This window comes from Streptomyces niveiscabiei (genome assembly GCF_033794345.1).
GTDB lineage: Bacteria > Actinomycetota > Actinomycetes > Streptomycetales > Streptomycetaceae > Streptomyces > Streptomyces niveiscabiei.
In genome coordinates this window covers 421,724-446,688 of the sequence record NZ_JARAYJ010000001.1, presented here as the reverse complement: position 1 = coordinate 446,688, position 24,965 = coordinate 421,724, and the positions used below count along the sequence as shown (strand labels likewise).

Below are 24,965 nucleotides of genomic sequence, written 5' to 3'. Positions count from 1 at the left end.
GCGAGTTCGGGCCGATCCCACGGTCACGTGGAACGGCAACACACGATATGCGCTCGCTGTGGGGGACTTCCGTGGGAACGGCAACGGTTTCGCTACGGGCTGCCTGAACTGGGGAGTTGGGCGGAGAAACGGTTCGGACCGGGCGCCCCAAGGGTTGCGCGCGCCGGACGGCGTCGCTCCCGTCGCCGGTACCCCTTCCGCCGCGCGGACGATCTTCGGTGAGGCCGTAACCCGTCGGCCAGAGCGGGGTTGGTAGCGGTGGGGCCGGGCGGGGGCGCGGTGGGGGTCCCGTTCCTGGGCGAGGGAAGGCGGGCGGCCGTGGGTGTGATCGGGGCGGGGGAGCGGACCTGTGCGCGGGCGCTGCCGATCGTGCCGGTGCGGGCGCGCGGGCTGACCGTCGAGGGCGCGGACGGGCGACGGTACCTGGACTGCCTCTCGGGGGCCGGGGTCCTCGGGCACAACCACCCCGTCGTCCTCGAAGCGATCCGCAAGGCCCTCGGCTCCGGGGCGCCGCCGCACGCCCCCGGCCTCGCGACGGCCGTCAAGGACGCCTTCGTCACCGAGCTGCTGCGTACCCTTCCGCCCGGACTCGCCGGCCGCGCGCGCGTGCGCCTCTGCGGGCCCGCCGGGACGGACGCCGTGGCGGCGGCCCTCACGCTGGCCCGCACCGCCACCGGCCGCACCGGCGCCCTTGCCTTCAGCGACGCCCACCATGCGACCGCCGCCGGCATCTGTGGTGAGCCGCCCTATCCGTACGGCTACCGCTGTCCCTATGGCATCGGCGGCGAGGGTGGTGCCGAACTCGCCGCCCGCTGGGCCGAATCCGTCCTCGACGGGGCCCAGCCGGGCGTGGCCCGCCCCGGGTGCGTGATCCTCGACGCCGTCCAGGGCGAGGGCGGCGTCGTCCCCGTGCCGGACGACTGGCTGCGCCGGGTACGACAGGCCACCGCCGACCGGGGCGTTCTCCTGATCGCCGACGAGCTCCAGATTGGCGTCGGGCGCACGGGCGCCTTCTGGGCCGTCGAGCACAGCGGGGTCACCCCCGACGTCATGGTCCTCTCCCAGGCCGTCGGCGGCAGCCTGCCCCTCGCGGTCGTCGTCCACCGCGGCGACCTCGCGGGGGTACCCGGCGACCACACGGGCGCTTTCCCCGGCAACCAGCTCGCCATGGCCGCGGGGACGGCCACCCTCGCCCACGTCCGCGAACACCGCCTCGCCGACCACGCGGCCGGGCTCGGCGCCCGGATGCTCCGTCAACTCCGGTCTCTCGCAGGGGAGTTCCCGTACGTCGGTGAGGTGCGCGGGCGGGGGCTCGCGATCGGCGTCGACATGGCGGCTGCGGGGTCCGACGCGACGGTGGCGAGGCATACCGGGTCCGTTGAGGGTGCTCGTGCGCCGTACGGGGATGGCTTCGACGTCGCCGCCATGGGAGGTGGTGGCCGGACCTCGTACGGGGACGCCTTCGGCATCGCCGCTTCGGGTGGGGGCACCCAGGCCCCGTACCTGGACGCCTTCGAGATCGCCGTCGCGTGCGGGGGCGCGGGTGAGGGCGCCCGGGGCCTGTCCCCGGAGGCTTCCGGTATCGCCGCCGCTGTCCAACGCGCCTGTCTGGAGCGGGGGTTGATCGTCGGGCGGCACGGCAGCGTCGTCCGCCTCCTCCCACCCCTCACGATCACCGACGACCAGGCGACCGCGATCCTCGACCGCTTCGCCGACGCGATCGTGGCGGTCACCTGCGGCCCCGTCCCGGAGGTAACCGGTGATCCCGTCACCTGCGGCCCCGCCCCGGCGGTCACCCGCGCCCCCACCGCCCGCGCCCCCACCGCCCGCCTTTCTACGCCGGGCGAGCACTGCGCCCGCCGCCGCACGAACCCACCGCCCCCACGCGCGGCACCCCCGACCTAGCCCCTCACCGCTCACCGGCCACTTCACGGGCCACCCACCCCCCCACAAGGACCTCCCCGTGCACCCCGAACCCACCAGCCGCCAGGCCCCCGCCCCCCACTCCTCCCTGGCCCTCACCCCTGCCGTCACCCGCCCCGCCCCTCAGGCCATCGCCCAAGCCGCCGCCACGGAGAACCTCCTCCGCTGCTGGGTGCGCGAGACCTCCGTACCGCCCCCCGACACCGACCACCTCCGCATCCCCCTCCCGTCCTCCGGCCTTACCCTGCTCGTCCCCGTCCACTATTGGTCCCCGACCGGCCTGCACCGCTTCGGCCCTCCGACGCTCGCCGAGGCCCCCACCCCGGCCCCGCCCCTGGACGCGATCACGCTCGCGGCCCTGCTGACGGGCGAGGCGCACGCGGGCGCTGCCCCAACGGCACCGGCCCGCCCGGCACCCCCCGACACACACCCGGGCCCCACCACCCCGGCCCCGCCCCGCGCAGCCGACGCGGCCCCGCCCCGCGCAGCCGACGCGACACCGGCCCGCGACCGAGCCGTCCACAGCCCCGACCCCGCCTCCTCTCCCGGCGCCCTCACCGCGCGCCGCCCCGCTCCCGGCACCTCCGCCCCGCCCCACCCCGCAGACCCCTCCGACCTCGTCCCCCGGGTAGCCGACTCCCTCCATCGCGCGACCCTCTTCCTCACCGACCGTCAAGCCCCCCACCCCGACACCCCCGACCTGTTCCTCGCCGCCGAACAGTCCCTCCTCCTGGGACACCCCCTCCACCCCACCCCGAAGAGCCGGGAGGGCCTGACCGACGCCGAGACCCTTCGCTACTCACCCGAGTCACGCGGCTCGTTCCCCCTTCACTGGCTCGCTGTCGCCCCGTCCGTACTCGCCACCGACTCCGCCTGGACCGAGAGCGGACGAGGGGTCCGCGCGGAGCACCTGACCGCCCGACTGGCCGGCCCCGGGCTCCCGTTGCCCGAGGGGTACGCCGCCCTGCCCGTGCACCCCTGGCAGTTCCGCGAGACCCGGCACCGCCCTGAGATCGCGGCCCTGCTGGACGCCGGGCAGTTGAGGGACCTCGGTCCGTACGGCCCCGACTGGCAGCCGACCTCCTCGGTCCGCACCGTCCACCGCTCCGGCGCCCCCGCGATGCTCAAGCTCTCGCTGGCGGTGCGCATCACCAACTCCCGCCGGGAGAACCTCCGCAAGGAACTCCACCGGGGCGTCGAGGTGCACCGCCTGCTGCGCACCGGCCTCGCCCGCCAGTGGCACGGGGCCCACCCGCACTTCGACATCGTCCGCGACCCGGCCTGGCTCGCCGTCGACGACCGCGAGGGCCGGCCGGTGACGGGACTCGACGTGGTCATCCGGCACAACCCCTTCGCCCCGTCGGACGACGTCTCGTGCGTCGCCGGCCTCGTGTCGCCCCGCCCGCATGCCCCCGGGCCGCTGCCCGGCGCCCGCCGCCCTCTGGCCGATCAACACCTGGACCTCCTCTCCTTCCGTTCTCGTCTCACGACCCTCGTGGACCGCCTCGCCTCCCGCAGCGCCCGCCCGCGTGGAGCCGTCGCCGTCGAGTGGTTCCTGCGGTACGTGGAACACGTCGTCCGCCCGGTGCTGTGGCTCGACGGGGAGGCGGGGATCGCCCTGGAGGCCCACCAGCAGAACACCCTCGTACTCCTGGACCCGGACGGCTGGCCCGCGGGCGGCCGGTACCGGGACAACCAGGGCTACTACTTCCGCGAGTCCCGCCGCGCCGACCTCGACGCACGGCTCCCCGGTATCGGCGCCTCCAGCGACACGTTCGTCTCCGACGAGGTCACCGACGAGCGCTTCGCCTACTACCTCGGCATCAACAACGTGCTCGGCCTGATCGGCGCGTTCGGCTCCGAACGCCTCGTGGACGAACGCCTGCTGCTCGCCGCCTTCCGCCGCTTCCTCGAATCGGCCGCCACCGGCCCCCGCCGGATGCGCACCTCCCTCCCTTCCCGGCTGCTCGACTCACCCGTCCTGCGCTGCAAGGCGAACCTCCTGACCCGGCTGCACGGCCTGGACGAACTCGTCGGCCCGGTCGACACCCAGTCCGTCTACGTCACCATCGCCAACCCCCTCGCCTTCTCCGCCTCCTAGACCCCGGCCTCTCTCCTCACCTCACCCGCCTCCCGAAAGGAGCGTTCCTGTGTCGGCCACAAAAGGTCACGACGAACCCAGCACCACCGGAGACCTTCTGGACGGGGTCGCCGACTGGGGCCCCACCCTCTGCCATGTCGGCATCTTCCACCTCATTCCCGTGACGTTCGAACGGGGAATCCCCCTGGTCGCCCGCTGGATGAACGACCCCGCCGTCGCCGCCTTCTGGGACCTTGCGGGCCCCGAGATCCGGACCACCCGGCACATCCGGGTCCAGCTCCAGGGCGGCGGGCGCAGCGTCCCCTGCCTGGGGGTGCTGAACGGTACGCCGATGAGCTACTGGGAGATCTACCGCGCGGACCTCGACCCGCTGGCCCGCTACTACCCAGCCCTGCCGCACGACACCGGCCTGCACCTCCTCATCGGGGACCCGCGGGACCGGGGGAGGGGGCTGGGCGGGGTCCTGCTGCGGACCGTCGCCGACCTCATCCTCGACAAGCGCCCCGACTGCCCCCGGGTCATCGCCGAACCGGACGTCCGCAACGCTGCCTCCCTCCGCATCTTCTACACCTCCGGCTTCGAGTGCATCGGCGAGGTCGACCTCCCTTCCAAGCGGGCCGCGGTCATGATGCGCGACCGTGATTCCCTGTGCCCTCTGCCCGAGGGCCGGCGGCCCCAGTTCACGGACCCCGACCTCCCGGACTTCTGGTGACGATTCGAAATCGCTTCGTTACTCATAGTGACGTTCCGGGTGCCGTCCGAGTTCCCTCGTCGCCCAAACTTTTTTCCCCGCGTTCACTCGCATTGACCGGCCCCTTCCATCACCCGCCCCATCCCCTCCACCCCTTCCACCCCTTCGGACCCCGGCGCTCACCCCACCCCCTCGCGCCCCCTCCCACCCCACACCCCACCCCGATCCCACCCCTCAGCCCCCGATCGGCCGCACGATTGTCAGTCCCGGGCCGTAGGGTGGTCGCGCTATGACGAAGCCCTCTCTCCCCGAACTCCTGCATGCCGCCGTCGCCTCCGTCGGCGGCGCGGAGCGTCCCGGTCAGGTGACCATGGCCGAAGCCGTCGCGGAAGCGATCGACGACGGCTCCCATCTGCTGGTGCAGGCCGGCACCGGCACCGGAAAGTCGCTGGGATACCTCGTCCCCGCGCTCGCGCACGGCGAGCGGGTGGTGGTCGCGACCGCCACCCTCGCCCTCCAGCGCCAGCTCGTGGAACGCGACCTCCCGCGCACGGTCGACGCCCTGCACCCCCTGCTGCGCCGCCGCCCGGAGTTCGCGATGCTCAAGGGCAGATCGAACTACCTGTGCCTGCACCGGCTGCACGAGGGCGTGCCGCAGGACGAGGAGGAGGGCCTCTTCGACCAGTTCGAGGCGGCGGCCCCCTCCAGCAAGCTGGGCCAGGACCTGCTGAGGCTGCGCGACTGGTCGGACGAGACGGAGTCGGGCGACCGCGACGACCTCACCCCGGGCGTCTCCGACCGCGCGTGGGCGCAGGTGTCGGTCTCCTCCCGCGAGTGCCTGGGCGCCTCCAAGTGCGCGTACGGCGCGGAGTGCTTCGCCGAGACGGCCCGCGAGCGCGCCAAGCTCGCCGAGGTCGTCGTCACCAACCACGCGCTGCTCGCGATCGACGCCATCGAAGGCGCCCCGGTCCTCCCGCAGCACGAGGTCCTGATCGTCGACGAGGCGCACGAACTGGTCTCCCGGGTCACCGGCGTCGCCACCGGCGAGCTGACCCCGGGACAGGTCAACCGCGCGGTGCGGCGGGCCGCCAAGCTGGTCGACGAGAAGGTCGCCGACCAGCTCCAGACCGCCGCCGAGGGCTTCGAGCGGCTCATGGAACTGGCCCTGCCCGGCCGCCTCGAAGAGCTGCCGGAGGACCTCAACTACGCGCTGATGGCCCTGCGTGACGCGGGCCGCGCGGTGATCTCCGCGCTCGGCACGACCCGCGACAAGTCCGTCCATGACGAGGACGCGGTCCGCAAGCAGGCGCTGGCGTCGGTGGAGACCGTCCACGACGTGGCGGAGCGCATCGTGCAGGGCTCCGAGTACGACGTCGTCTGGTACGAGCGCCACGACCGCTTCGGGGCGTCCCTGCGCGTCGCGCCGATGTCCGTGTCGGGCCTGCTGCGGGAGAAGCTCTTCGCGGACCGCTCGGTCGTGCTGGCCTCGGCCACGCTGAAGCTGGGCGGCGACTTCAACGGCGTCGGCGCGTCGCTCGGGCTCGCCCCGGAGGGCGTCGAGGGCGAGGACCTGCCGCAGTGGAAGGGCGTCGACGTCGGCTCGCCCTTCGACTACCCCCGGCAGGGCATCCTGTACGTCGCCAAGCACCTCTCGCGCCCCGCGCGCGACGGCGACCGCGCGGACATGCTGGACGAGCTCGCCGACCTCGTCCAGGCGGCCGGCGGCCGTACCCTCGGCCTGTTCTCGTCGATGCGGAGCGCCCAGCTCGCCGCCGAGGAACTGCGCGTGCGCATGCCGGAGTTCCCGATCCTCCTCCAGGGCGAGGAGACGCTCGGCGAGCTGATCAAGAACTTCGCGGCGGACCCGAGGACGTGCCTGTTCGGCACGCTCTCGCTCTGGCAGGGCGTCGACGTGCCCGGGCCCAGCTGCCAGCTCGTCGTCATGGACAAGATCCCGTTCCCGCGCCCCGACGACCCGCTGATGAGCGCCCGGCAGAAGAAGGTCGAGGAGGCCGGCGGCAACGGCTTCATGTCCGTCGCCGCCACCCACGCCGCCCTCCTGATGGCCCAGGGTGCCGGCCGCCTCGTCCGCGCGACGGGCGACCGGGGTGTCGTGGCCGTCCTGGACCAGCGCCTCGCGACCGCGCGCTACGGCAGCTATCTGAAGTCCTCCATGCCCGACTTCTGGTACACGACGGACCGCAACCAGGTCCGCAAGTCCCTCGCGGCGATCGACGCGGCGGCGAAGCAGGCAGGGGCGTGAAACAGGCGGGGGCGTGAGGGCGTGAAAGAGGGGGCGAGCCATGAGACTCGCCCCCAGCACCTCAGGACACCGCGAGAAGACAACACAGGGCCCCGGAACCGGCGCAGGGATCCCGGGGCCCAGTCAACAGGGCGGAGGCGCAGCAGGAAGGCCCGCCCGCACACCGCCTCAGACGCGGCGCAGTACGGCCACCACCTTGCCGAGGATCGTCGCGTCGTCACCGGGGATCGGCTCGTACGCGGCGTTGTGCGGAAGCAGCCACACATGGCCGTCCTCGCGCTTGAAGCGCTTGACCGTCGCCTCCCCGTCGAGCATCGCGGCGACGATGTCGCCGTTCTCGGCGACGGGCTGGCGCCGGACGGTCACCCAGTCGCCGTCACAGATCGCGGCCTCGATCATCGAGTCGCCGACGACCTTCAGCACGAACAGCTCACCGTCGCCCACGAGCTGACGGGGCAGCGGGAAGACGTCCTCGACGGACTCCTCCGCGAGGATCGGGCCACCGGCGGCGATCCGGCCGACCAGCGGGACGTACGACGCGGCGGGCTTGCCCGCGGTGTCCGTCGGCTGCACGGAGACCGACTGGTCGGAGCCGCGCACCTCGTACGCGCGCGGGCGGTGCGGGTCGCGGCGCAGGAAGCCCTTGCGCTCCAGGGCCATCAGCTGGTGCGCCACCGAGGACGTGCTGGACAGGCCGACGGCCTGGCCGATCTCCCGCATGGACGGTGGGTAGCCGCGCCGCTGCACGGAATCCCTGATGACCTCGATCACCCGGCGTTGCCGGTCGGTCAGGCCCGAGCTGTCCGCCCGGATGCCTGGAGGTCGGCCCGGCAGGGAGCGCTTGTGCCCCTCGGGACTGGTGGCTTCGTTCATCGCGTGCACCGGGTCGAGCCGGCCCTGGGAGCGGTCCTGGGCGGTGATGGTGGCACTGTCTGCGGTGGTGGTCACGGCGGCCCCTCTCGATGGTCTCCCTGCTTGACAACGGTAGTTGCTTTCGAAAGGTTGCGCCAAACACACGTTCGAGTGAAAAACCCCGAAGAGTTGGACTTGATCATGTGTCCAGGTGTATGGCTCACGCCGTGTCCGGCGCGCGGAACGGGCTGACGTCGTACCCTTCACCGCCGCCATCGGCGGCCCTTGCGGGCCGTCGTCCCAGTCTGCCAGCCGATGCCCCGTCCGGCGGGGATCAAGCCCCGAGTCCCACCTCTCCTCCCTCCCGCGCTCACGCAATCTCCCCATGTGCCCAGGTGGCGTCCCGCGCGCGTGTGCGCGTGGAGACGTCGTCGGGAGCCCTGTCGGCGCGACACGCGGGAGTGGCCTGGGTTTATTCGTCAATCCCCCACATCTAGTGGTTGGATTGGCGCTGTGGCCCAGAAGTTGTGGTGCCCCGTGTATTCGCACCCCCGGGGATCGCCTATGCTGGGGGCTGCTTCGTGAGGCCCGAGGGGCCCATGGGGCCATCGAGTCTGCTGTGAGGAGGGTTGGGAATCCATGCACTGCCCCTTCTGCAGGCACCCCGACAGCCGTGTGGTCGACAGCCGTACGACCGACGACGGCACGTCGATCCGCAGGCGCCGTCAGTGCCCTGACTGCTCCCGTCGTTTCACGACGGTGGAGACCTGCTCACTGATGGTGATCAAGCGCTCCGGAGTCACCGAACCCTTCAGCCGTACCAAGGTCATCAACGGTGTGCGCAAGGCGTGCCAGGGACGGCCTGTCACCGAGGACGCCCTCGCCCAGCTCGGCCAGCGGGTCGAGGAGGCCGTACGGGCCACCGGGAGCGCCGAGCTGACGACCCACGACGTGGGGCTGGCCATACTCGGCCCGCTACAGGAACTCGACCTCGTCGCCTATCTGCGATTCGCCTCGGTCTACCGGGCGTTCGACTCGCTGGAGGACTTCGAGGCCGCGATCGTGGAACTCAGGGACCAGACGGGACCCCCGGCCGCGGACGACGACGTCCGCGCGGGCGCGGTCCCGGAGGACACCGGCGGGAGCGGGGCCGTTCAGGTGCCCCAACCCGCCGCCACCGCCGACTGATCCGGCGGTCGGCGACCGGGCGGAGACACCGGGGCCGGCCGGACGGCGGCGATGAGGAGACCTGTTGCGGGCGGAAGGATTTTTCGGGTGCCCGCAACTTCAGAAATCACACTGTGTCACGGGAACAACGTGGCATTTCTGGGCGTTTTTGCCTGTACCAGGGAGGCGGCATGACAGAGACGGCGAGCGGTCCGGCGCGAGGTTCCCGAGCCAAGGGCGCCAAGGCCACCAAGGGCCTGCGCATCGAGCGCATCCACACCACCCCCGGCGTGCATCCGTACGACGAGGTGGTCTGGGAGCGCCGTGACGTCGTCATGACCAACTGGCGCGACGGCTCGGTCAACTTCGAGCAGCGTGGCGTCGAGTTCCCCGACTTCTGGTCGGTGAACGCGGTCAACATCGTCACCAGCAAGTACTTCCGCGGAGCGGTCGGCACCCCCCAGCGCGAGGTCAGCCTCAAGCAACTGATCGACCGCATCGTGAAGACGTACACGAAGGCCGGTGAGGACCACAAGTACTTCGCCTCGCCCGCGGACGCGGAGATCTTCGAGCACGAACTGGCGTACGCCCTCCTGCACCAGATCTTCAGCTTCAACAGCCCCGTCTGGTTCAACGTCGGCACCCCGCAGCCCCAGCAGGTGTCCGCCTGCTTCATCCTGGCCGTCGACGACTCCATGGAGTCGATCCTCGACTGGTACAAGGAAGAGGGCATGATCTTCAAGGGCGGCTCCGGCGCCGGCCTGAACCTCTCCCGCATCCGCTCCTCCAAGGAACTCCTCTCCTCCGGCGGCAACGCCTCGGGCCCGGTCTCCTTCATGCGCGGCGCCGATGCCTCGGCCGGCACCATCAAGTCCGGTGGCGCCACCCGCCGCGCGGCCAAGATGGTCGTCCTGGACGTCGACCACCCGGACGTCGAGGACTTCATCGCCACGAAGGTGAAGGAGGAGGAGAAGATCCGCGCCCTGCGCGACGCGGGCTTCGACATGGACCTCGGCGGCGACGACATCACGTCGGTCCAGTACCAGAACGCCAACAACAGCGTCCGTGTGAACGACGAGTTCATGACCGCCGTCGAGAACGGCACCGAGTTCGGCCTGCGCGCCCGCCTGACCGGCGAGGTCATCGAGACGGTCGACGCCAAGGCGCTCTTCCGCAAGCTCGCCGAGGCCGCCTGGGCCTGCGCCGACCCGGGCATCCAGTACGACGGTGTGATCAACAAGTGGCACACCTGCCCCGAGTCCGGCCGGATCACCGCGTCGAACCCGTGCAGCGAGTACATGCACCTGGACAACACGTCCTGCAACCTCGCCTCGCTGAACCTGATGAAGTTCCTCAAGGACGACGGCAAGGGCGAGCAGTCCTTCGAGGCCGAGCGCTTCCAGAAGGTCGTCGAACTCGTCATCACCGCGATGGACATCTCCATCTGCTTCGCCGACTTCCCCACGCAGAAGATCGGCGAGAACACCCGCGCCTTCCGCCAGCTCGGCATCGGCTACGCCAACCTCGGCGCGCTCCTGATGGCGACCGGCCACGCGTACGACTCCGACGGCGGCCGTGCCCTCGCCGGCTCCATCACCTCCCTGATGACCGGTACGGCCTACCGCCGCTCCGCCGAACTCGCCGCGGTCGTCGGCCCGTACGACGGCTACGCGCGCAACGCGGACGCCCACAACCGCGTCATGAAGCAGCACGCGGACGCGAACGGCGCCGCCGTCACCATGGACGACCTCGACACCCCGGTGTGGGCCGCGGCCACCGAGGCCTGGCAGGACGTCCTGCGCCTCGGCAAGCAGAACGGTTTCCGTAACGCCCAGGCATCGGTCCTCGCCCCGACCGGCACCATCGGCCTCGCGATGTCCTGCGACACCACCGGCGTCGAACCCGACCTCGCCCTGGTCAAGTTCAAGAAGCTGGTCGGCGGCGGCTCGATGCAGATCGTCAACGGCACCGTCCCGCAGGCCCTGCGCCGCCTGGGCTACCAGGAGGAGCAGATCGAGGCGATCGTCGCCCACATCGCCGAGCACGGCAACGTGATCGACGCGCCCAGCCTCAAGACCGAGCACTACGAGGTCTTCGACTGCGCCATGGGCGAGCGCGCCATCTCCCCGATGGGCCACGTCCGGATGATGGCCGCGATCCAGCCCTGGATCTCCGGCGCCATCTCCAAGACGGTCAACATGCCGGAGACGGCGACCGTCGAGGAGGTCGAGGAGATCTACTTCGAGGCCTGGAAGCTCGGCGTCAAGGCGCTCGCGATCTACCGCGACAACTGCAAGGTCGGCCAGCCCCTCTCCGCGAAGACCAAGGACTCCAAGGACAAGGAGAAGACCGAGGTCACGGAGAAGGCCGAGGCGGCGATCCGCGAGGCCGTCGAGAAGGTCATCGAGTACCGCCCGGTCCGCAAGCGCCTCCCCAAGGGCCGCCCCGGCATCACCACGTCCTTCACGGTCGGCGGCGCCGAGGGCTACATGACGGCCAACTCCTACCCGGACGACGGCCTGGGAGAGGTCTTCCTGAAGATGTCCAAGCAGGGCTCCACCCTCGCGGGCATGATGGACGCCTTCTCCATCGCGGTCTCCGTCGGCCTCCAGTACGGCGTCCCGCTGGAGACGTACGTCTCGAAGTTCACCAACATGCGCTTCGAGCCGGCCGGTATGACCGACGACCCGGACGTGCGGATGGCCCAGTCGATCGTCGACTACATCTTCCGCCGCCTCGCGCTGGACTTCCTGCCCTTCGAGACCCGCTCCGCGCTCGGCATCCACTCCGCCGAGGAGCGCCAGCGCCACCTGGAGACCGGCTCGTACGAACCGGCCGAGGAAGACGTCGACGTCGAGGGCCTGGCCCAGTCCGCGCCGCTCCAGACGGCCCCGGCGGCCGTCGCCGCCCAGGCCGCCCCGGTCGCCGTGCCCGCCCCCAAGCAGGCCCACACCAGCGCCGAACTGGTCGAGATGCAGCTCGGCATCCAGGCCGACGCCCCGCTCTGCTTCTCCTGCGGCACGAAGATGCAGCGCGCCGGCTCCTGCTACATCTGCGAGGGCTGCGGCTCGACCAGCGGATGCAGCTGACCCGTGAACGCGGGCACTGACCGATAGGTGCCAGAGGTAAGGGGCGCCGGCCATGGCCGGCGCCCCTTACCTCGTCGTACGCGCGTGCCCCGTCAGGACGGGCGGATCGTCCCCATGACGCCGGTGAAGTCGGCCGGGTCGTCCTCGAAGCCGTGGACGCCGTCGTGGAACTCCCAGCCGTCCTTCGGATCGCGGACGAACGCGGCGACGGTGGCGGCCGTGGAGCCGAGGATGTCGCGGAAGTCGCCCTCCGCCAGGACGTTGTAGCCCTCGCGGATACGGAACCTCGGGTTGACGACGCTGACGAACGTCCGGGGGCCGGGGCGCTGCTGGATCACGACGCCGACCACGACACGGCCGTAGCGCGCGTCCAGGCGGTCGAGTTCGAGCGTCATCACCTCGTCCCAGCCGAAGCCCTTGCCGTCCTTGCTGTCGCGGTTGAGGTAGATCGTGCCGTCGGGCGACCGGCTGTCGAAGTGCACGACGAAACCGGGAGCGCCCTGCGGATCGCTCTGGAGGTATGTCCCGGCGACCACGTCCAGATCGGTCGCGGGCTGCCCCGCCGGACTGGGATCCCACTTGACCGAGATCTCCACCTTGCGGATCCCCTTGATGAGGCCGTTCATCAGGCTTCCCCTTCTCCCCTGCGCTTCGTGGCCCGAACTGCCCGGTCATCAGGGCCGGTTGCCCATCCTGCCACGTGCATGTGCGCGAGCGCCCGGCCGAGGGTGACCGGCGCCACGCCCCGGGGCCTTACCATGGCGCGGTGCTGGTCAAGTGGATTCGCTGCACCGTGGTGGACCGCCGAGGTTTCGAACGGGGACAGCGGAAGTGGGCGGGGCTTCTGGGGGAACCGGGATTCCGCGGACAGGGCGGCGGCTGGAGCCGGAGCCGTCCCGCGGTCGCGCATGTCTTCGCCTTCTGGGAGAGCCGCGCCTTCTACGACTCCTTCATGGCCCGCTCCCACGACCGGCTCGCGGCCTCCCAGGTGGGCACCTTCCGCGACGCCCAGGTGCGCCTCTTCGACCACCGCTTCGACGTCAAGACCGGCTTCGAACCCCGCTTCACCGACGCCGACCTGCTGCGCGTCGCCCTCTCCCGGGTCCACGAGGAGCGCGCCGAGCACTTCACGCTGATGCAGGAGAAGGTCTGGAACCCCGCGATGGCCGGCTCGCCCGGCATGGTCCGCGGCCTGTTCGCCGAGGCGCCCGGCAACGAGTTCATGGTCCTGTCCATGTGGCGCTCCGAGGCCGAGCACGGCAAGTACCGCACCGAGCGCATCGAGCGGCTCGCCCTGCGCGCCCAGATCGAGGCCGACATCGCCGCCCTCACCGGGGACATCGTCGAGATGGAGTCCGCCTGGACGGTCTGAGGCCGCCGCGCATGTGCCCGCTCCGCATGTGCCCGTTCCGTGTGACCTACGCCGTATGGGGCCCGTACGGGTGCTCGAAACCGCGTGACTCGATCTAGGGTTTCGGCATGGCACGACCACGGCGCATCGTCCTTGTCCGGCACGGGGAGTCAACGGGCAATGTTGATGACACCGTCTACGAACGCGAACCCGACCACGCGCTGGCCCTCACCGACAAGGGCCGGCGCCAGGCGGAGGCCACCGGGGAGCGGATCCGGGAGATCTTCGGCGACGAACAGGTCAGCGTGTACGTCTCCCCCTACCGGCGCACCCACGAGACCCTGAGCGCCTTCGGCCTCGACCCCGCGCGCATACGCGTGCGCGAGGAGCCCCGGCTGCGTGAACAGGACTGGGGCAACTGGCAGGACCGCGACGACGTACGCCTCCAGAAGGCCTACCGCGACGCCTACGGCCACTTCTTCTACCGCTTCGCCCAGGGCGAGAGCGGCGCCGACGTGTACGACCGGGTCGGCGGCTTCCTGGAGAGCCTGTTCCGCAGCTTCGAGGACCCCGACCACCCGCCGAACGTCCTGATCGTCACCCACGGCCTCGCCATGCGGCTGTTCTGCATGCGCTGGTTCCACTGGACCGTCGCCGATTTCGAATCCCTGTCGAATCCCGGGAACGCGGAGATGAGGATGCTCGTTCTAGGGGATGACGGCAGGTACACCCTCGACCGGCCGTTCGACCGCTGGCGGAAACCGGAGCCCTACGGCGTCACCGGATAGGGTGACCCGCGATGACTCCCGCCCCTTCCGTCCCCTCCGACCCTTCTGTCCCTGCCACCTCGTCCACCCCTTCGACCGGCGGGCGCCTGGCACGCGCCCTGAACAGCCTGCGCGGGCTGTCCGTGGGAGACGCCCTCGGCTCCCAGTTCTTCGTACCGGAGAACTACCCGCTGCTCGCCCGCCGCGAGCTGCCGCCCGGCGACTGGCAGTGGACCGACGACACGGAGATGGCCTGCTCCGTCGTCGCCGTCCTCGCCGCCCACCACCGCGTCGACCAGGACGCCCTGGCCCGCTCCTTCGCCGTCCACCACGACTTCGACCGGGGCTACGGCCCGGCCGTCAACCGGCTCCTGCGGCTCGTCCGCGAGGGCGGCGACTGGCGGGAGCTGTCCGCCGCGCTCTTCGACGGCCAGGGCTCCTGGGGCAACGGCGCGGCCATGCGCATCGCCCCGCTCGGCGCCTGGTACGCCGACGACCCCGAGCAGGCCACCCACCAGGCCGAGATCTCCGCCTACCCCACCCACCAGCACCGCGAGGCCGTCGCCGGCGCCATGGCCGTGGCCGCCGCCGCGGCCCTCGCCGCCTCCGCCGACGGCCCGCCCGCCCCCGGGGCCCTCCTCGACGGGGTCCTCGCCCTCGTCCCGCGCAGCGCCGTCTCCGCGGGTCTCAGGCGGGCCCGCGACATGCTCGACTACGCCGACCCGGGCACCGTCGCCGCCGTCCTCGGCTGCGGCCGGCGCACCACCGCCCACGACACCGTCCCCTTCGCCCTCTGGTCGGCGGCGCGCGCCCTCGGTGACTACGAGTCGGCGTTCTGGACGACCGCCCAGGCCGGCGGGGACGTCGACACGACCTGCGCGATCGTGGGCGGGATCGTCGCGGCGGGGAGCGCGGGGGCGCCGCCGCGGGAGTGGGCGCGGCGTACGGAGGCGTTCCCGGGGTGGCTGCCGACCGAGGCGTGAACGACGGGGCGTGAGGTGAGCGGCGGGGCGTGAACCGTACGCCGGGACGCTTCGGTCACGTCTCGTACGATCATCGGCTCGCATTGCCGTTCACTTCACGTGTGCGACGGGGCGCGACCCGGGACGCGGTCGCGCCGCCGCCGTACCCGTTCGCCGGAGCGGTGAACGCGAGGCGGTGAACCGCCTTCCCGCGAGGCCGTTTGCGGTGCGGCAGCGAACTGTCGCCGCGGTGTCCGCCGCCGGACGGGCCGGGGTGTCGAGCACCGAGCACGGCGGCGTAGGCTAAGACCGCCATGCCGTACGAACCACCCACTCACACCGTCGAGCGCTCCCTTCGCGCGACGACCGGAGCGAAGGTCATTGCCGGTGTCGACGAGGTGGGCCGGGGAGCCTGGGCCGGCCCCGTCACCGTCTGCGCGGCGGTCACCGGACTGCGCCGGCCCCCCGAGGGCCTCACCGACTCCAAACTCCTCACCCTCAAACGCCGCACCGCGCTCGCCGCGCAACTCCAGGGGTGGGTGACGTCGTACGCCCTCGGCCACGCGTCGCCCGAGGAGATCGACGAGAAGGGCATGACCGCGGCCCTGCGACTCGCCGCGGTCCGCGCCCTGGAGGCCCTCCCGGTCCGGCCCGACGCCGTCATCCTCGACGGCAAGCACGACTACCTCGGCACGCCCTGGCGGGTCCGTACCGTCATCAAGGGCGACCGGTCGTGCGTGGCGGTCGCGGCGGCCTCGGTGATCGCCAAGGTCCAGCGCGACAAAATGATGGCCGAACTGGGTGTCGACCATGCAGACTTCGGTTTCGCGGACAACGCCGGGTATCCGTCACCCGTGCACAAGGCCGCGCTGGAGGAGCGGGGGCCCACCCCGTACCACCGGCTCTCGTGGGCCTATCTCGACGGGCTGCCGCAATGGCGGCATCTGAAGAAGGCCCGCAGTTGGGCGGACGGAAGCGCTCCGGAGATCGAGGGCCAGCTCGGCTTCGACTTCTGACGCGACCGATCGCACTGATGTGCCACCCCCTGGCGCGTGTCGCACCAGCGTTTGATAAAAATCAGCTCATGCCTCTCATTCCCGAGGAGCCTCAGATTCACGAGAGTGCCCAGGGTCCCCGCGCCACTCCGGCCGTCGGCCGCAGCGCGCAGACCCCTCGTCCCGTACCCGGCCCCCGTCCCGCGGCCCCGCCGCGTCCCGGTCGTCCGGGGCCCCGGCCCACGGCCCCCGCGCAGCGCACGCTGCGCGACACGGCCCCTGCCGCCCCCGCGGCGGTCCAGATCCAGTCGATCCCGGCCTCGGCGGAGGGCGCCCTGGACGCCGCGGAGGAGGCCGTGGACCTGCTGCTGGAGTCGGGCCGCGCCCCCGGCGACGTGCTGGTGATCACCACCGGCGCCCAACACCCCTGGTCCGCTCACGAGTTGACCTTCGGCGAGGCGTCCTACTGGGCCCAGCACGACGCGCGTGACGACGTCTTCTACACCGACGCCGCCCGCGCGAACCGCGTCGCCCAGCGCCCCGTCGTCGTGGTCGCCGTCAACGGCGGTCCCGACGACTCCGCCGCGACCGTCCTGCCGCTGGCCCGCGCCAAGGCGGGCGCCCTGCTGATCGTCTGCGGCGACCCGCAGCACATCGACACGGTGCTCGGCGCCGGGGTCTGACCCGACCCCGACGGAGCCTGCCTCGCGCGTGCGCGCGAAACCGGGGTCCCCGCGCACGCGCGCTTCGGCGTACCCGTCGTGTTCCGCAACGGCCGCGGCCTGTCGTCCGTACGACAGTGCCGCGGCCGTTTCCCGTGTCGTCCCCGGCGTGGGCTCAGCGGGCCGCCGCGCGCCTCAGGACGTCCGAGACGGCGCCGCCGGTCCTCGGGAGCGGGGGCGGGGCCTCGGAGAGGCCGAAGGGCTCCGGCAGGGACTCCGAGTTGGGGCGCCGGCCGCCCCGGCCCTCGCCCAGGACCTGCCAGCCGTCACGCGTGAGCGTGATGTACGCCCCGCAGCGCAGCCCGTGCAGTGTGCACGCGTCGCGCAGGCCCCACATCCACGCGCCGTCCTCCTCGGTCCAGCGCGCGTCGCCCTCGCGGCAGTACAGCAGCACCGCCGTCCGTACCGGGGTCCGCCGCCGCAGGTCGTGCGGGATGACCCGGCGCAACTGGGCGAGCAGCGCGTTGCGGAACATCCAGCCGTCGGCCGCCGCCGGGCGACGCACGAACGAGGCGCTGGCGCACAGCCGTTCGTCCGGGTCGAGCACGGCCACGATCGCGGTCGACGGTCTCGGCCTGTGCCGCGCGTGCAGTCCGCTCACGACCTCGCGCGGGTTGCGCAGCAGCGGAATCCCCGCCGCGGCCCATTCCGCGGGTTCGAGCAAGCGGTTGGCGGAAGCGGCGGACGCGGACGTCGAGAGCGATGCCGCCGAGGACGGCGCGAATCCGAAGGTCACGATCCTCCCTTCGGCTACGGCCCACACAGCGGGCGGGGCGAATTCGGGGGGCACGCACCACAAACAGAGCTCTGCCTGACCTCAGGCGAACCGTTGCGGGGAGCGGACCTCAATTCTTGCGGTCGAACTTGAATGCGGCAACGAGCAATTGGGATCACCGACTGTTATGTGCCGTTACATGGCTTATATCACTACCTCGGGATTCCCGCGTGACGACGAGGTCAGGACGGGCGACGAGCCGGTGCCTGCCTCCCAGGTCTGCCTCCCCGGGCCCGCGCTCACCCCTGGAGCGCCAGAACCAGCGGCATCACCCCCCGCGCGCCCGCGCGGCGCAGCATTCGCGCCGCGACCGCCAGCGTCCAGCCGGTCTCGCTGAAGTCGTCCACCAGGAGCACCGGCCCCTGCGCGCCGGCGAGCGCGGCGGCCAGCGCGGGCGGCACGGACAGCGCCCCGTCGAGCGCCTTCAGCCGCTGCGCGCTGTTGCTGCGGGCGACCCGGGAGGACCCCTCGGCGTACTCCAGACCGCCCAGCAGCGGCAGCCGGCCGACCTCCGCGATGCGCGCGCCCAGCGAACCGATCAGCGCCGCGCGCGTGCGCGAAGGGACGGTCACCACGCCGACCGGGCGCGCGGGCGCGTCCGCCGCCCCGGAGGCCCAGCCGCCGGGCCCCTTCGCCCAGTCGGCCAGCACCCCCACCACGGCCCTCGCCACGTCGTCCGGCACCGGCCCGTCCGGCGCCTGCGGGGCGAGCAGGGGTCGCAGCCGGTTGCCCCAGCCGATGTCCGACAGCCGCCCGAGCGCCCGCCCCGGCGCCGCCAGCTCACCGGCCGGGATCCGGCCCTTGAGGTCCATGCCGACCGCGGCGAGCCCCGTCGGCCACATCCGCCGAGGCTCCACCTCGACGCCCGCCCGCCCGAGGTCCACGCGCGCGGCGTCCAGCGCGGCCGTCGACGCGTCGGCCGTGAACCGCGCGCCCGCGCAGTTGTCGCACCGCCCGCAGGGCCGGGCCGTCTCGTCGTCCAACTGCCGCTGGAGGAACTCCATCCGGCAGCCCGTCGCCGCGCCGTACTCCCGCATCGCCCGCTGCTCGGCCTCGCGCTGGCGCGCCACCCACGCGTACCGGTCCGCGTCGTACGACCACGGCTGCCCCGTCGCGGTCCAGCCGCCCTTCACGCGCCGGACCGCCCCGTCCACGTCCAGGACCTTGAGCATGCTCTCCAGACGCGAGCGGCGCAGCTCCACCAGCGGCTCCAGAGCGGGCAGCGACACCGGCCCCTCCGCGCGCGCGAGGACGTCGAGGGTGCGGCGCACCAGTTCCTCCGCCGGGAACGCGAGGGAGGCGAAGTACTCCCAGATCGCCTCGTCCTCCCGGCCCGGCAGCAGCAGCACCTCCGCGTGGTCGACGCCACGCCCAGCGCGGCCCACCTGCTGGTAGTAGGCGATCGGCGAGGACGGTGAGCCCAGGTGGACCACGAACCCCAGGTCCGGCTTGTCGAACCCCATCCCCAGGGCGGACGTCGCGATCAGCGCCTTGACCTTGTTGCCGAGCAGATCCTCCTCGGCCTGCTGCCGCTCCGCGTTCTCGGTACGGCCCGTGTACGACGCGACCGCGTGCCCGCGCTGCCTGAGGAACGCGGTGACCTCCTCGGCGGCGGCCACCGTCAGCGTGTAGACGATGCCCGAGCCCGGCAGGTCGTCGAGGTGGTCGGCCAGCCACGCCAGCCGGTGCGCGGCGTCCGGCAGCCGCAGCACGTTCAGGCTCAGGCTCTCCCGGTTCAGCGGCCCCCTCAGCACCAGCGCGTCCGACGCGCCGCCCGTGCCGAGTTGCTCGGCCACGTCGGCCGTCACGCGCGCGTTGGCCGTCGCCGTCGTCGCCAGCACCGGTACGCCTGCGGGGAGGTCGGCCAGCATCGTGCGCAGGCGGCGGTAGTCCGGGCGGAAGTCGTGGCCCCAGTCGGAGATGCAGTGCGCCTCGTCCACCACCAGCAGGCCCGTCGCCGCGGCCAGCGAGGGCAGGACGCGGTCGCGGAAGTCCGGGTGGTTGAGGCGCTCGGGGCTGATCAGCAGGACGTCCACGACGCCCTCGGCGATCTCCGCCTGGACCGACTCCCACTCCTCCGTGTTCGCCGAGTTGATCGTCCGCGCGCGCACTCCGGCGCGGGCCGCCGCGTCGACCTGGTTGCGCATCAGCGCGAGCAGCGGCGACACGATCACCGTCGGGCCCGCGCCCCTGGCCCGCAGCAGGGCCGTCGCCACGAAGTACACCGCCGACTTGCCCCAGCCGGTGCGCTGCACCACCAGCGCGCGCCGGCCCTCGGCGACCAGGGCCTCGACCGCCCGCCACTGGTCCTCCCTCAGCCGGGCCTCGCCGGTGGGGTCACCGACGAGCCGGGCGAGGACGGTGTCGGCTTCGGTGCGGAGATCCGCGGTGCTGGTGTGCTGCATGGGTCCATACAACAGGACGGGACTGACAATGCGGGCGGCGAGCGGGGGAGGGGCGGCTCGGGAGCTTGCCGGGCGGGCTGCCCGGGGGTGCCGGGCTTCGCGGCGGGCCCTGCCCGGCGGGCCTTGGACGGCGGGCCTTGGACGGGGTGCTCGCCGGGCGTCCGTCGGGCTGCGGACGGGATCCCCGGCGGCCAGCGCGGAGTCGTCGGAGTCGTCGGAGTGTTCGGCGAGCTGGAGTTGAGGAGTCCCGGGGCCGGAAATGTCGTGTCCCTGCCCGGAGTTATCCACAGGCCGAGCGGGAAGTCACGATTCGCGAGATCGTCACGGCATGACGAATCACAGCGAAACGCCTGAACCCATCGACAACGACACATACGACGGCCCGGAGCCCTTCGGCTTCGAGACCCACGGATACACCCTCAAGACCCCGGGCGAACTCGCGGACGCCGTGCCCTACCTGCTCGGCTTCCGCCCGGAGGACAGCATGGTCCTGGTCTCCCTGTGCGAACAGGACGGCCGGAGCCGCTTCGGCGTCCGGGGCGGGCTCGGCATCCCCAAGAACCCCGCCGTCTGGAAGGAGGCGGCCGGCCTCTTCGCCGAGGGACTGGTGAAGGGTGCGGAACGCCGGGGGATGCGGCCCCAGCAGATGGTCGCCTACGTCTGCCAGGAGCCGGAGCCCGGCGAGACACCCCGCGAGGTCATGGAGCGGCTGAAGCCCCTCGCCCAGCACCTGCGCACCCAGTGCGGTCTCCTCGACATCCCCGTCATCGAGGCCCTCTGCGTCTCCGGCGGACGCTTCTGGTCCTACTGCTGCCGGGGCGACGGCTGCTGCCCGGAGGACGGCATCCCGATGGCCCTGCCCGGGACGTCCGTCCTCGCCGCCGCCGCGACCTACGCGGGTCTCCAGGTCCGCGGCACCCTGAGGGACTTCCGGGCCAGGCTGCTCCCCTGGGAGACCGACGGTGTCCGGGAGCAGGAGGAGGCGCTGGACGAGATCGCCGAGGAGATCGTCCCCCGCATGCTCGACGGTGAGAACACCGAGGTCGCCGAGGAGACGATCGCCCTGGCCGAACGCCTCGTACGGCGCCTCGCCGACGCCCCCGTGGTCGTCGGTCCGCTCCTGTCCGACCGCCACGACGACACGCTGATCGGGAACGAGGAGGCGGCCCGGCTGATCCTCGGCCTCCAGGACCGCACGACCCGCGACCGCGCCGCCGAGTGGATGGAAGGCGACGTGGCACTCCCCGCACTGCGCCTGTGGCGTGCCCTGTCCCGGCGCTGCGTCCGCTCCTGGAGCGACTACGCCGCCGCGCCCCTCGCCCTGGCCGGCTGGGTCGCCTGGTCCCTCGGGGACGGCCTCGAAGCGCGGGAGGCCCTCGCGATGGCCCTCTGCGCCGACCCCGACTACCTGTTCGCGGCGCTTCTGCACCAGGCGTGCAACGAGGGGGTCGATCCGGAGTCGGTGCGGCGGTGCCTGCGGTCGGAGAGGGGACGGCGGTCCGAGGGGGAGACGGAGAGCGAGGGGACGGAGTACGAGGGGCAGCAGTCCGAGGAGGCGGTCGAGAGCGGGGGCCCGGAGTCCGGGGGAGCCGCGCGGAGCCAGGAGCGGCGGCCCGAGGAAACGGCGCCGACCGAGTCGGTACCGGCCCCTCGTCGCAGGGCCCGCACCAGGAGCGGCGTGCCCGTCCAGCCGGGAGCGGACGGCCGGCGACCCCCTCGTACGCGGTCGTCGGCGAGGGCCAAGGACGGGACGCGCCCGCGTACACCGGCCAAGCGGGTCGTCCGGCAGCGGAGTGCTCCCGAGGAGGAGGTGCTGTCCGGCGGGGACGAGGCGGCTGGGGCGGAGTGACCGTGCGGGGGCGGGGGTGGTCCGGCGGGAGTCGGCGGGACGGGTGGGGGTTCGTGGACAGGATCTGGGGCGGTGCGGTGGGACGGCGGTTCTCCGGCGAGCCGCACCCGCGCGAGCCGCACCCGCGCGAGGCGTTCCGTGGGACCTCCGGCGGGCGTCCCCAGGGTGCCTCTCCCCGGTGGCCCTCGGACGAGTGGCCACAGGCCCTCCGCGGACGCGGCCCCGCGCACCGCCATTCGGAGGGGCCTTGGGGCGCAGAGCGTGACCCGGGGGAGCCCCGCCCCGTTCACCTGAGTGGCGGAACAGCCGCGCGGCCCGCGCCGCCGCACCGCCCCCGTCCCGCCGGGGCCCCTCCCCGGCGCCGCACCCGCCCGTGGCGCCCAGAGAGCACAGAGAGCAGAAGAAGTCACCGCATGCATCAACCGACTCCGCCCTCCGCCCACGGCGGGCCCCCGCCGCCGGGCCGGGACGAGATCCCCGAGCGGCTCCTGGGGCGGACGCTCCGCAGGCCGGCCGACGGGACGCGGCCCGACGCGAACCGGCCCCCGCTGCCCGACCAGGGCCGGCGCCCGGCCCCCCGCCCCACCGGTCTCCCGCCCGTCCACACGGCGATGATCTGCGTCGCCCTGCCGGGACTCGCCATCTCGGCGCCGGAGGGACAGCTCACCGGGCGCGGCCTGGAGGGGTTCTACCGGGCGGGCCGGCGCCTGCTGTCCCGCTGCCAGGTGCGCGTGGCCGGGCGGGAACCGCTCGTGGCGCAGGCCAGGATGACGGCCGCCGACGAGGTCCGTTTCGTCGGCACCCTGCGCGTCTCACCGCAGGGCGGCCCCGACCCGGACGTCGTCGTCGAGCGCAGCCGCAGCGCCGACGGCACCGAGCGGATCACCCTGCACAGCCACGCCCCGCGCCCGCTGCGCCTCCCCGTCGAGGTGTCGCTCGGGACGGACCTGGCGGACCTGGGCGCGATCGCGGCCGGTGCGACCGCGCCCGAACTGCCCGCCGGCGTCCACGACTCGGGGCTGCGCTGGTCCGGCCCGCCGGGCGCGTCCACCGTCACGGCCGACCCCCCGCCCTCCGACGCGCTGGCCTCCGCCGGCCTGCTGCGCTGGGACCTCGACGTCCCGCCGGGCGGCAGCGCGGTGATCGAACTCAGGGTCAGGCTCGACGGGAGCGGACCGATGCGGGCCGTGGGCCGGTCGGCGACGAACCCCCTGGCGCCGGCCCAGGCACGCGGCGACGACCCGCGCGTGGGCCCCCTGCTGCGGGCCGGCGTCGAGGACCTCCAGGCGCTCCTGGTCCGCGACCCGGCGCACCCCACGGACAGCCACCTCGCGGCCGGAGCCCCCTGGCGCTGCGGCCTCGCCCCGGCCGACGCCCTGGCCGCCGCCCGCATGACGCTGCCCCTCGGCACCGGGCTCGCGGCGGGCACCCTGCGCATCCTCGCCCGCACCCAGCGCCCCGACGGCCTCCTCCCCGGCCCGCAGCGGGACGCGGGCGCCCACCTGCCGCCCGCGTGCACCGGCACCGAGGCCACGCTCCTGTTCCCCGCGCTCCTGGCGGAGGCCCGCCGCTGGGGCCTGCCCGAGCCGGAGGTCGCCGACCTGCTGCCGACGGCGGAACGCTGCCTGACCTGGCTGCGGACGACCGTGGGGACGGGCACGTACCTGCGCGACCCCCAGCCCGGCGGCCCCGTCCGCTGCGAGACCCAGGCACACGCCCACCGCGCCGCCCTGCTCGGCGCCGACCTCCTCGACGCCTGCGGCAGAGCGGGCGGCGAGCCCCTGCGGGAGTGGGCGCGCGGACTCCGTGCGGCGTTCCACGAGGAGTTCTGGGCCGACGACCTCGGCGGCGGACGCCCGATCGCCGCGCGGCTGCCGGACGGGCGCCCGGTGGCGCACCTCGGCGCGAGCGCCGTACACCTCCTGGACACCGGGCTGCTGGGCGGCGGCGAACTCGCCACCGGGCTCCTCGACCGGGTGCGGACCGAGCACCTCGCGCGGCTGCTCGGCGGACCCGCGCTGGACTCCGGCTGGGGGCTGCGCGGCCTCGGCGAGAAGGAGCCGGGGTACAACCCCTTCGGCCACCGCGGCGGCGCCGTACGGGTCCACGAGAGCGCGCTCGCCGTGGCGGGCCTGGCCGCCGCCGGGTACGAGAAGGAGGCGGGCTCGCTCCTGAAGGGCGTCCTCGGGGCGGCGGAGGCGTTCGGGTACCGGCTGCCCGAGATGTACGGGGGCGAGCGGCGCACCGACGGGAGCGCTCCCGTGCCGCACCCGGCCGCCTGCCGCCCCGCCGCCACCGCGGCAGCCGCCGGCGTCCTGCTGCTGACCACCCTCGCGGGCATCCGCCCCGACGCCCCGGCCCGGACGGTCACCCTGCGCCCCGTGCACAGCGCACCCCTCGGCGAGATCGGCCTCAGCGGACTGCGCGTGGCGGGCGAGCCGTTCTCCGTACGCGTCAGCCGCCTCGGCCTCGCCATGGTCGAGGAGGCCGGCGACGGGCTCCAGCTGGGGGTGTGAACGACGGGAAACAGGGCGTGTGGACGACCGGACGGCGGCGCTGTCCGGCTGGAGCGGACCCGTGCCTGTGTAGGGAGCGCGTGATCGTGAGCAGGAGTCCCTGCGGAAACATCGGAATCCGCACGGGATGAGCACAGGCGTGTCGGCTGATCATGAGCAGAAACCACCGCAGAGATGTCGATGGCGGTGACTGCGAGTAGTGGCGGTTCCGTCGTGTCCGCGGGGCGCCGGCGCCGACTCCGTGACCCGTGCCCGATTCTGCGACCTTCGGTCTGGTCGTCAGTTCGGATGGGCCGCGTGCCAGGCGGTCCAGATGTCGGCGCGGAGGCGTCCGCGGCCGGGAACGGTGTGGCCGTTGTCGCGGGCCCAGGAGCGGACTTCGGCTACGGTCGGCTTCCCCGCATGAGGTTTCTCGACGGGCGAGGGGGCGTCCTGTGGCGTAGAGCCGTGGGTAGCATCGGGGCCGGTGGCGATGCGGGTGGTGAACCCTCGGCGGGCCAGGACGCGGCGTCGATGGTGGTGCATGCTTTCCAGACG

18 protein-coding genes are annotated in these 24,965 nt (G+C 72.9%); 13 read left to right on the top strand and 5 right to left on the bottom strand.

Going from position 1 to position 24,965, the window contains the following annotated elements; translation table 11 throughout:
- The first annotated feature begins 318 nt into the window (after positions 1 to 318).
- The 4 genes from PV682_RS01915 (at position 319) to PV682_RS01900 (ending at position 6,978) form a co-directional block, all read left to right on the top strand.
- Entirely contained in the window at positions 319 to 1,905 is a 1,587-nt protein-coding gene (locus PV682_RS01915; RefSeq protein WP_319723228.1) for an aminotransferase class III-fold pyridoxal phosphate-dependent enzyme, read from the top strand.
- Between the two features lie 106 nt (positions 1,906 to 2,011).
- A complete protein-coding gene (locus tag PV682_RS01910) occupies positions 2,012 to 4,024 on the top strand; it encodes an IucA/IucC family protein (RefSeq protein WP_319723354.1) in 2,013 nt (670 codons plus the stop codon).
- 49 nt (positions 4,025 to 4,073) lie between these two features.
- Entirely contained in the window at positions 4,074 to 4,736 is a 663-nt protein-coding gene (locus tag PV682_RS01905; protein WP_319723226.1) for a GNAT family N-acetyltransferase, read from the top strand.
- Positions 4,737 to 5,004: 268 nt separating this feature from the next.
- Complete coding sequence (locus tag PV682_RS01900) at positions 5,005 to 6,978, top strand: ATP-dependent DNA helicase (protein WP_319723224.1); 1,974 nt, start codon at positions 5,005 to 5,007, stop codon at positions 6,976 to 6,978.
- A 168-nt stretch (positions 6,979 to 7,146) separates the two neighbouring features.
- Here the strand turns inward: PV682_RS01900 and lexA are convergent, their stop codons facing one another.
- On the bottom strand, positions 7,147 to 7,926 hold the full coding sequence (lexA, locus tag PV682_RS01895; protein WP_055724116.1) for a transcriptional repressor LexA: 780 nt from the start codon (positions 7,924 to 7,926) through the stop codon (positions 7,147 to 7,149).
- A gap of 543 nt (positions 7,927 to 8,469) precedes the next feature.
- Between lexA and nrdR the strand changes: the two genes are divergently transcribed.
- Both nrdR and PV682_RS01885 read left to right on the top strand, forming a co-directional pair.
- Entirely contained in the window at positions 8,470 to 9,018 is a 549-nt protein-coding gene (nrdR, locus tag PV682_RS01890) for a transcriptional regulator NrdR (protein WP_319723222.1), read from the top strand.
- Between the two features lie 170 nt (positions 9,019 to 9,188).
- On the top strand, positions 9,189 to 12,086 hold the full coding sequence (locus PV682_RS01885; protein ID WP_319723220.1) for a vitamin B12-dependent ribonucleotide reductase: 2,898 nt from the start codon (positions 9,189 to 9,191) through the stop codon (positions 12,084 to 12,086).
- Positions 12,087 to 12,178: 92 nt separating this feature from the next.
- Here PV682_RS01885 and PV682_RS01880 read toward each other — a convergent pair whose 3' ends face one another.
- The gene (locus PV682_RS01880; RefSeq protein WP_319723218.1) at positions 12,179 to 12,712 is read right to left on the bottom strand and encodes a TerD family protein; all 534 of its coding nucleotides are present in this window, start codon (positions 12,710 to 12,712) and stop codon (positions 12,179 to 12,181) included.
- Between the two features lie 140 nt (positions 12,713 to 12,852).
- Here PV682_RS01880 and PV682_RS01875 point away from each other — a divergent pair, with 140 nt between their 5' ends.
- The 5 genes from PV682_RS01875 to PV682_RS01855 all read left to right on the top strand — a co-directional run bounded on the left by PV682_RS01875 (position 12,853) and on the right by PV682_RS01855 (position 16,844).
- Positions 12,853 to 13,458 (top strand): YdbC family protein, encoded by a 606-nt coding sequence (locus PV682_RS01875; protein WP_055724112.1) that lies wholly within the window; start codon positions 12,853 to 12,855, stop codon positions 13,456 to 13,458.
- 107 nt (positions 13,459 to 13,565) lie between these two features.
- The gene (locus PV682_RS01870; protein ID WP_055724111.1) at positions 13,566 to 14,225 is read left to right on the top strand and encodes a histidine phosphatase family protein; all 660 of its coding nucleotides are present in this window, start codon (positions 13,566 to 13,568) and stop codon (positions 14,223 to 14,225) included.
- A gap of 11 nt (positions 14,226 to 14,236) precedes the next feature.
- Positions 14,237 to 15,187 (top strand): ADP-ribosylglycohydrolase family protein, encoded by a 951-nt coding sequence (locus PV682_RS01865; RefSeq protein WP_319723216.1) that lies wholly within the window; start codon positions 14,237 to 14,239, stop codon positions 15,185 to 15,187.
- 293 nt (positions 15,188 to 15,480) lie between these two features.
- Positions 15,481 to 16,182 (top strand): ribonuclease HII, encoded by a 702-nt coding sequence (locus tag PV682_RS01860; RefSeq protein ID WP_055724109.1) that lies wholly within the window; start codon positions 15,481 to 15,483, stop codon positions 16,180 to 16,182.
- A gap of 68 nt (positions 16,183 to 16,250) precedes the next feature.
- Complete coding sequence (locus tag PV682_RS01855; protein WP_319723215.1) at positions 16,251 to 16,844, top strand: hypothetical protein; 594 nt, start codon at positions 16,251 to 16,253, stop codon at positions 16,842 to 16,844.
- A 154-nt stretch (positions 16,845 to 16,998) separates the two neighbouring features.
- Here PV682_RS01855 and PV682_RS01850 read toward each other — a convergent pair whose 3' ends face one another.
- Positions 16,999 to 17,619 (bottom strand): hypothetical protein, encoded by a 621-nt coding sequence (locus tag PV682_RS01850; protein ID WP_055724965.1) that lies wholly within the window; start codon positions 17,617 to 17,619, stop codon positions 16,999 to 17,001.
- A gap of 278 nt (positions 17,620 to 17,897) precedes the next feature.
- Complete coding sequence (locus PV682_RS01845) at positions 17,898 to 20,063, bottom strand: RecQ family ATP-dependent DNA helicase (RefSeq protein ID WP_319723214.1); 2,166 nt, start codon at positions 20,061 to 20,063, stop codon at positions 17,898 to 17,900.
- 328 nt (positions 20,064 to 20,391) lie between these two features.
- On the opposite strand from PV682_RS01845, the gene PV682_RS01840 reads away from it, so the two are divergent.
- Complete coding sequence (locus PV682_RS01840) at positions 20,392 to 21,912, top strand: DUF4192 domain-containing protein (protein ID WP_319723213.1); 1,521 nt, start codon at positions 20,392 to 20,394, stop codon at positions 21,910 to 21,912.
- 611 nt (positions 21,913 to 22,523) lie between these two features.
- Entirely contained in the window at positions 22,524 to 24,428 is a 1,905-nt protein-coding gene (locus PV682_RS01835; protein WP_319723352.1) for a glycogen debranching N-terminal domain-containing protein, read from the top strand.
- Between the two features lie 279 nt (positions 24,429 to 24,707).
- Here PV682_RS01835 and PV682_RS01830 read toward each other — a convergent pair whose 3' ends face one another.
- On the bottom strand, positions 24,708 to 24,953 hold the full coding sequence (locus PV682_RS01830) for an Lsr2 family DNA-binding protein (RefSeq protein ID WP_319723212.1): 246 nt from the start codon (positions 24,951 to 24,953) through the stop codon (positions 24,708 to 24,710).
- Positions 24,954 to 24,965: the final 12 nt, after the last annotated feature.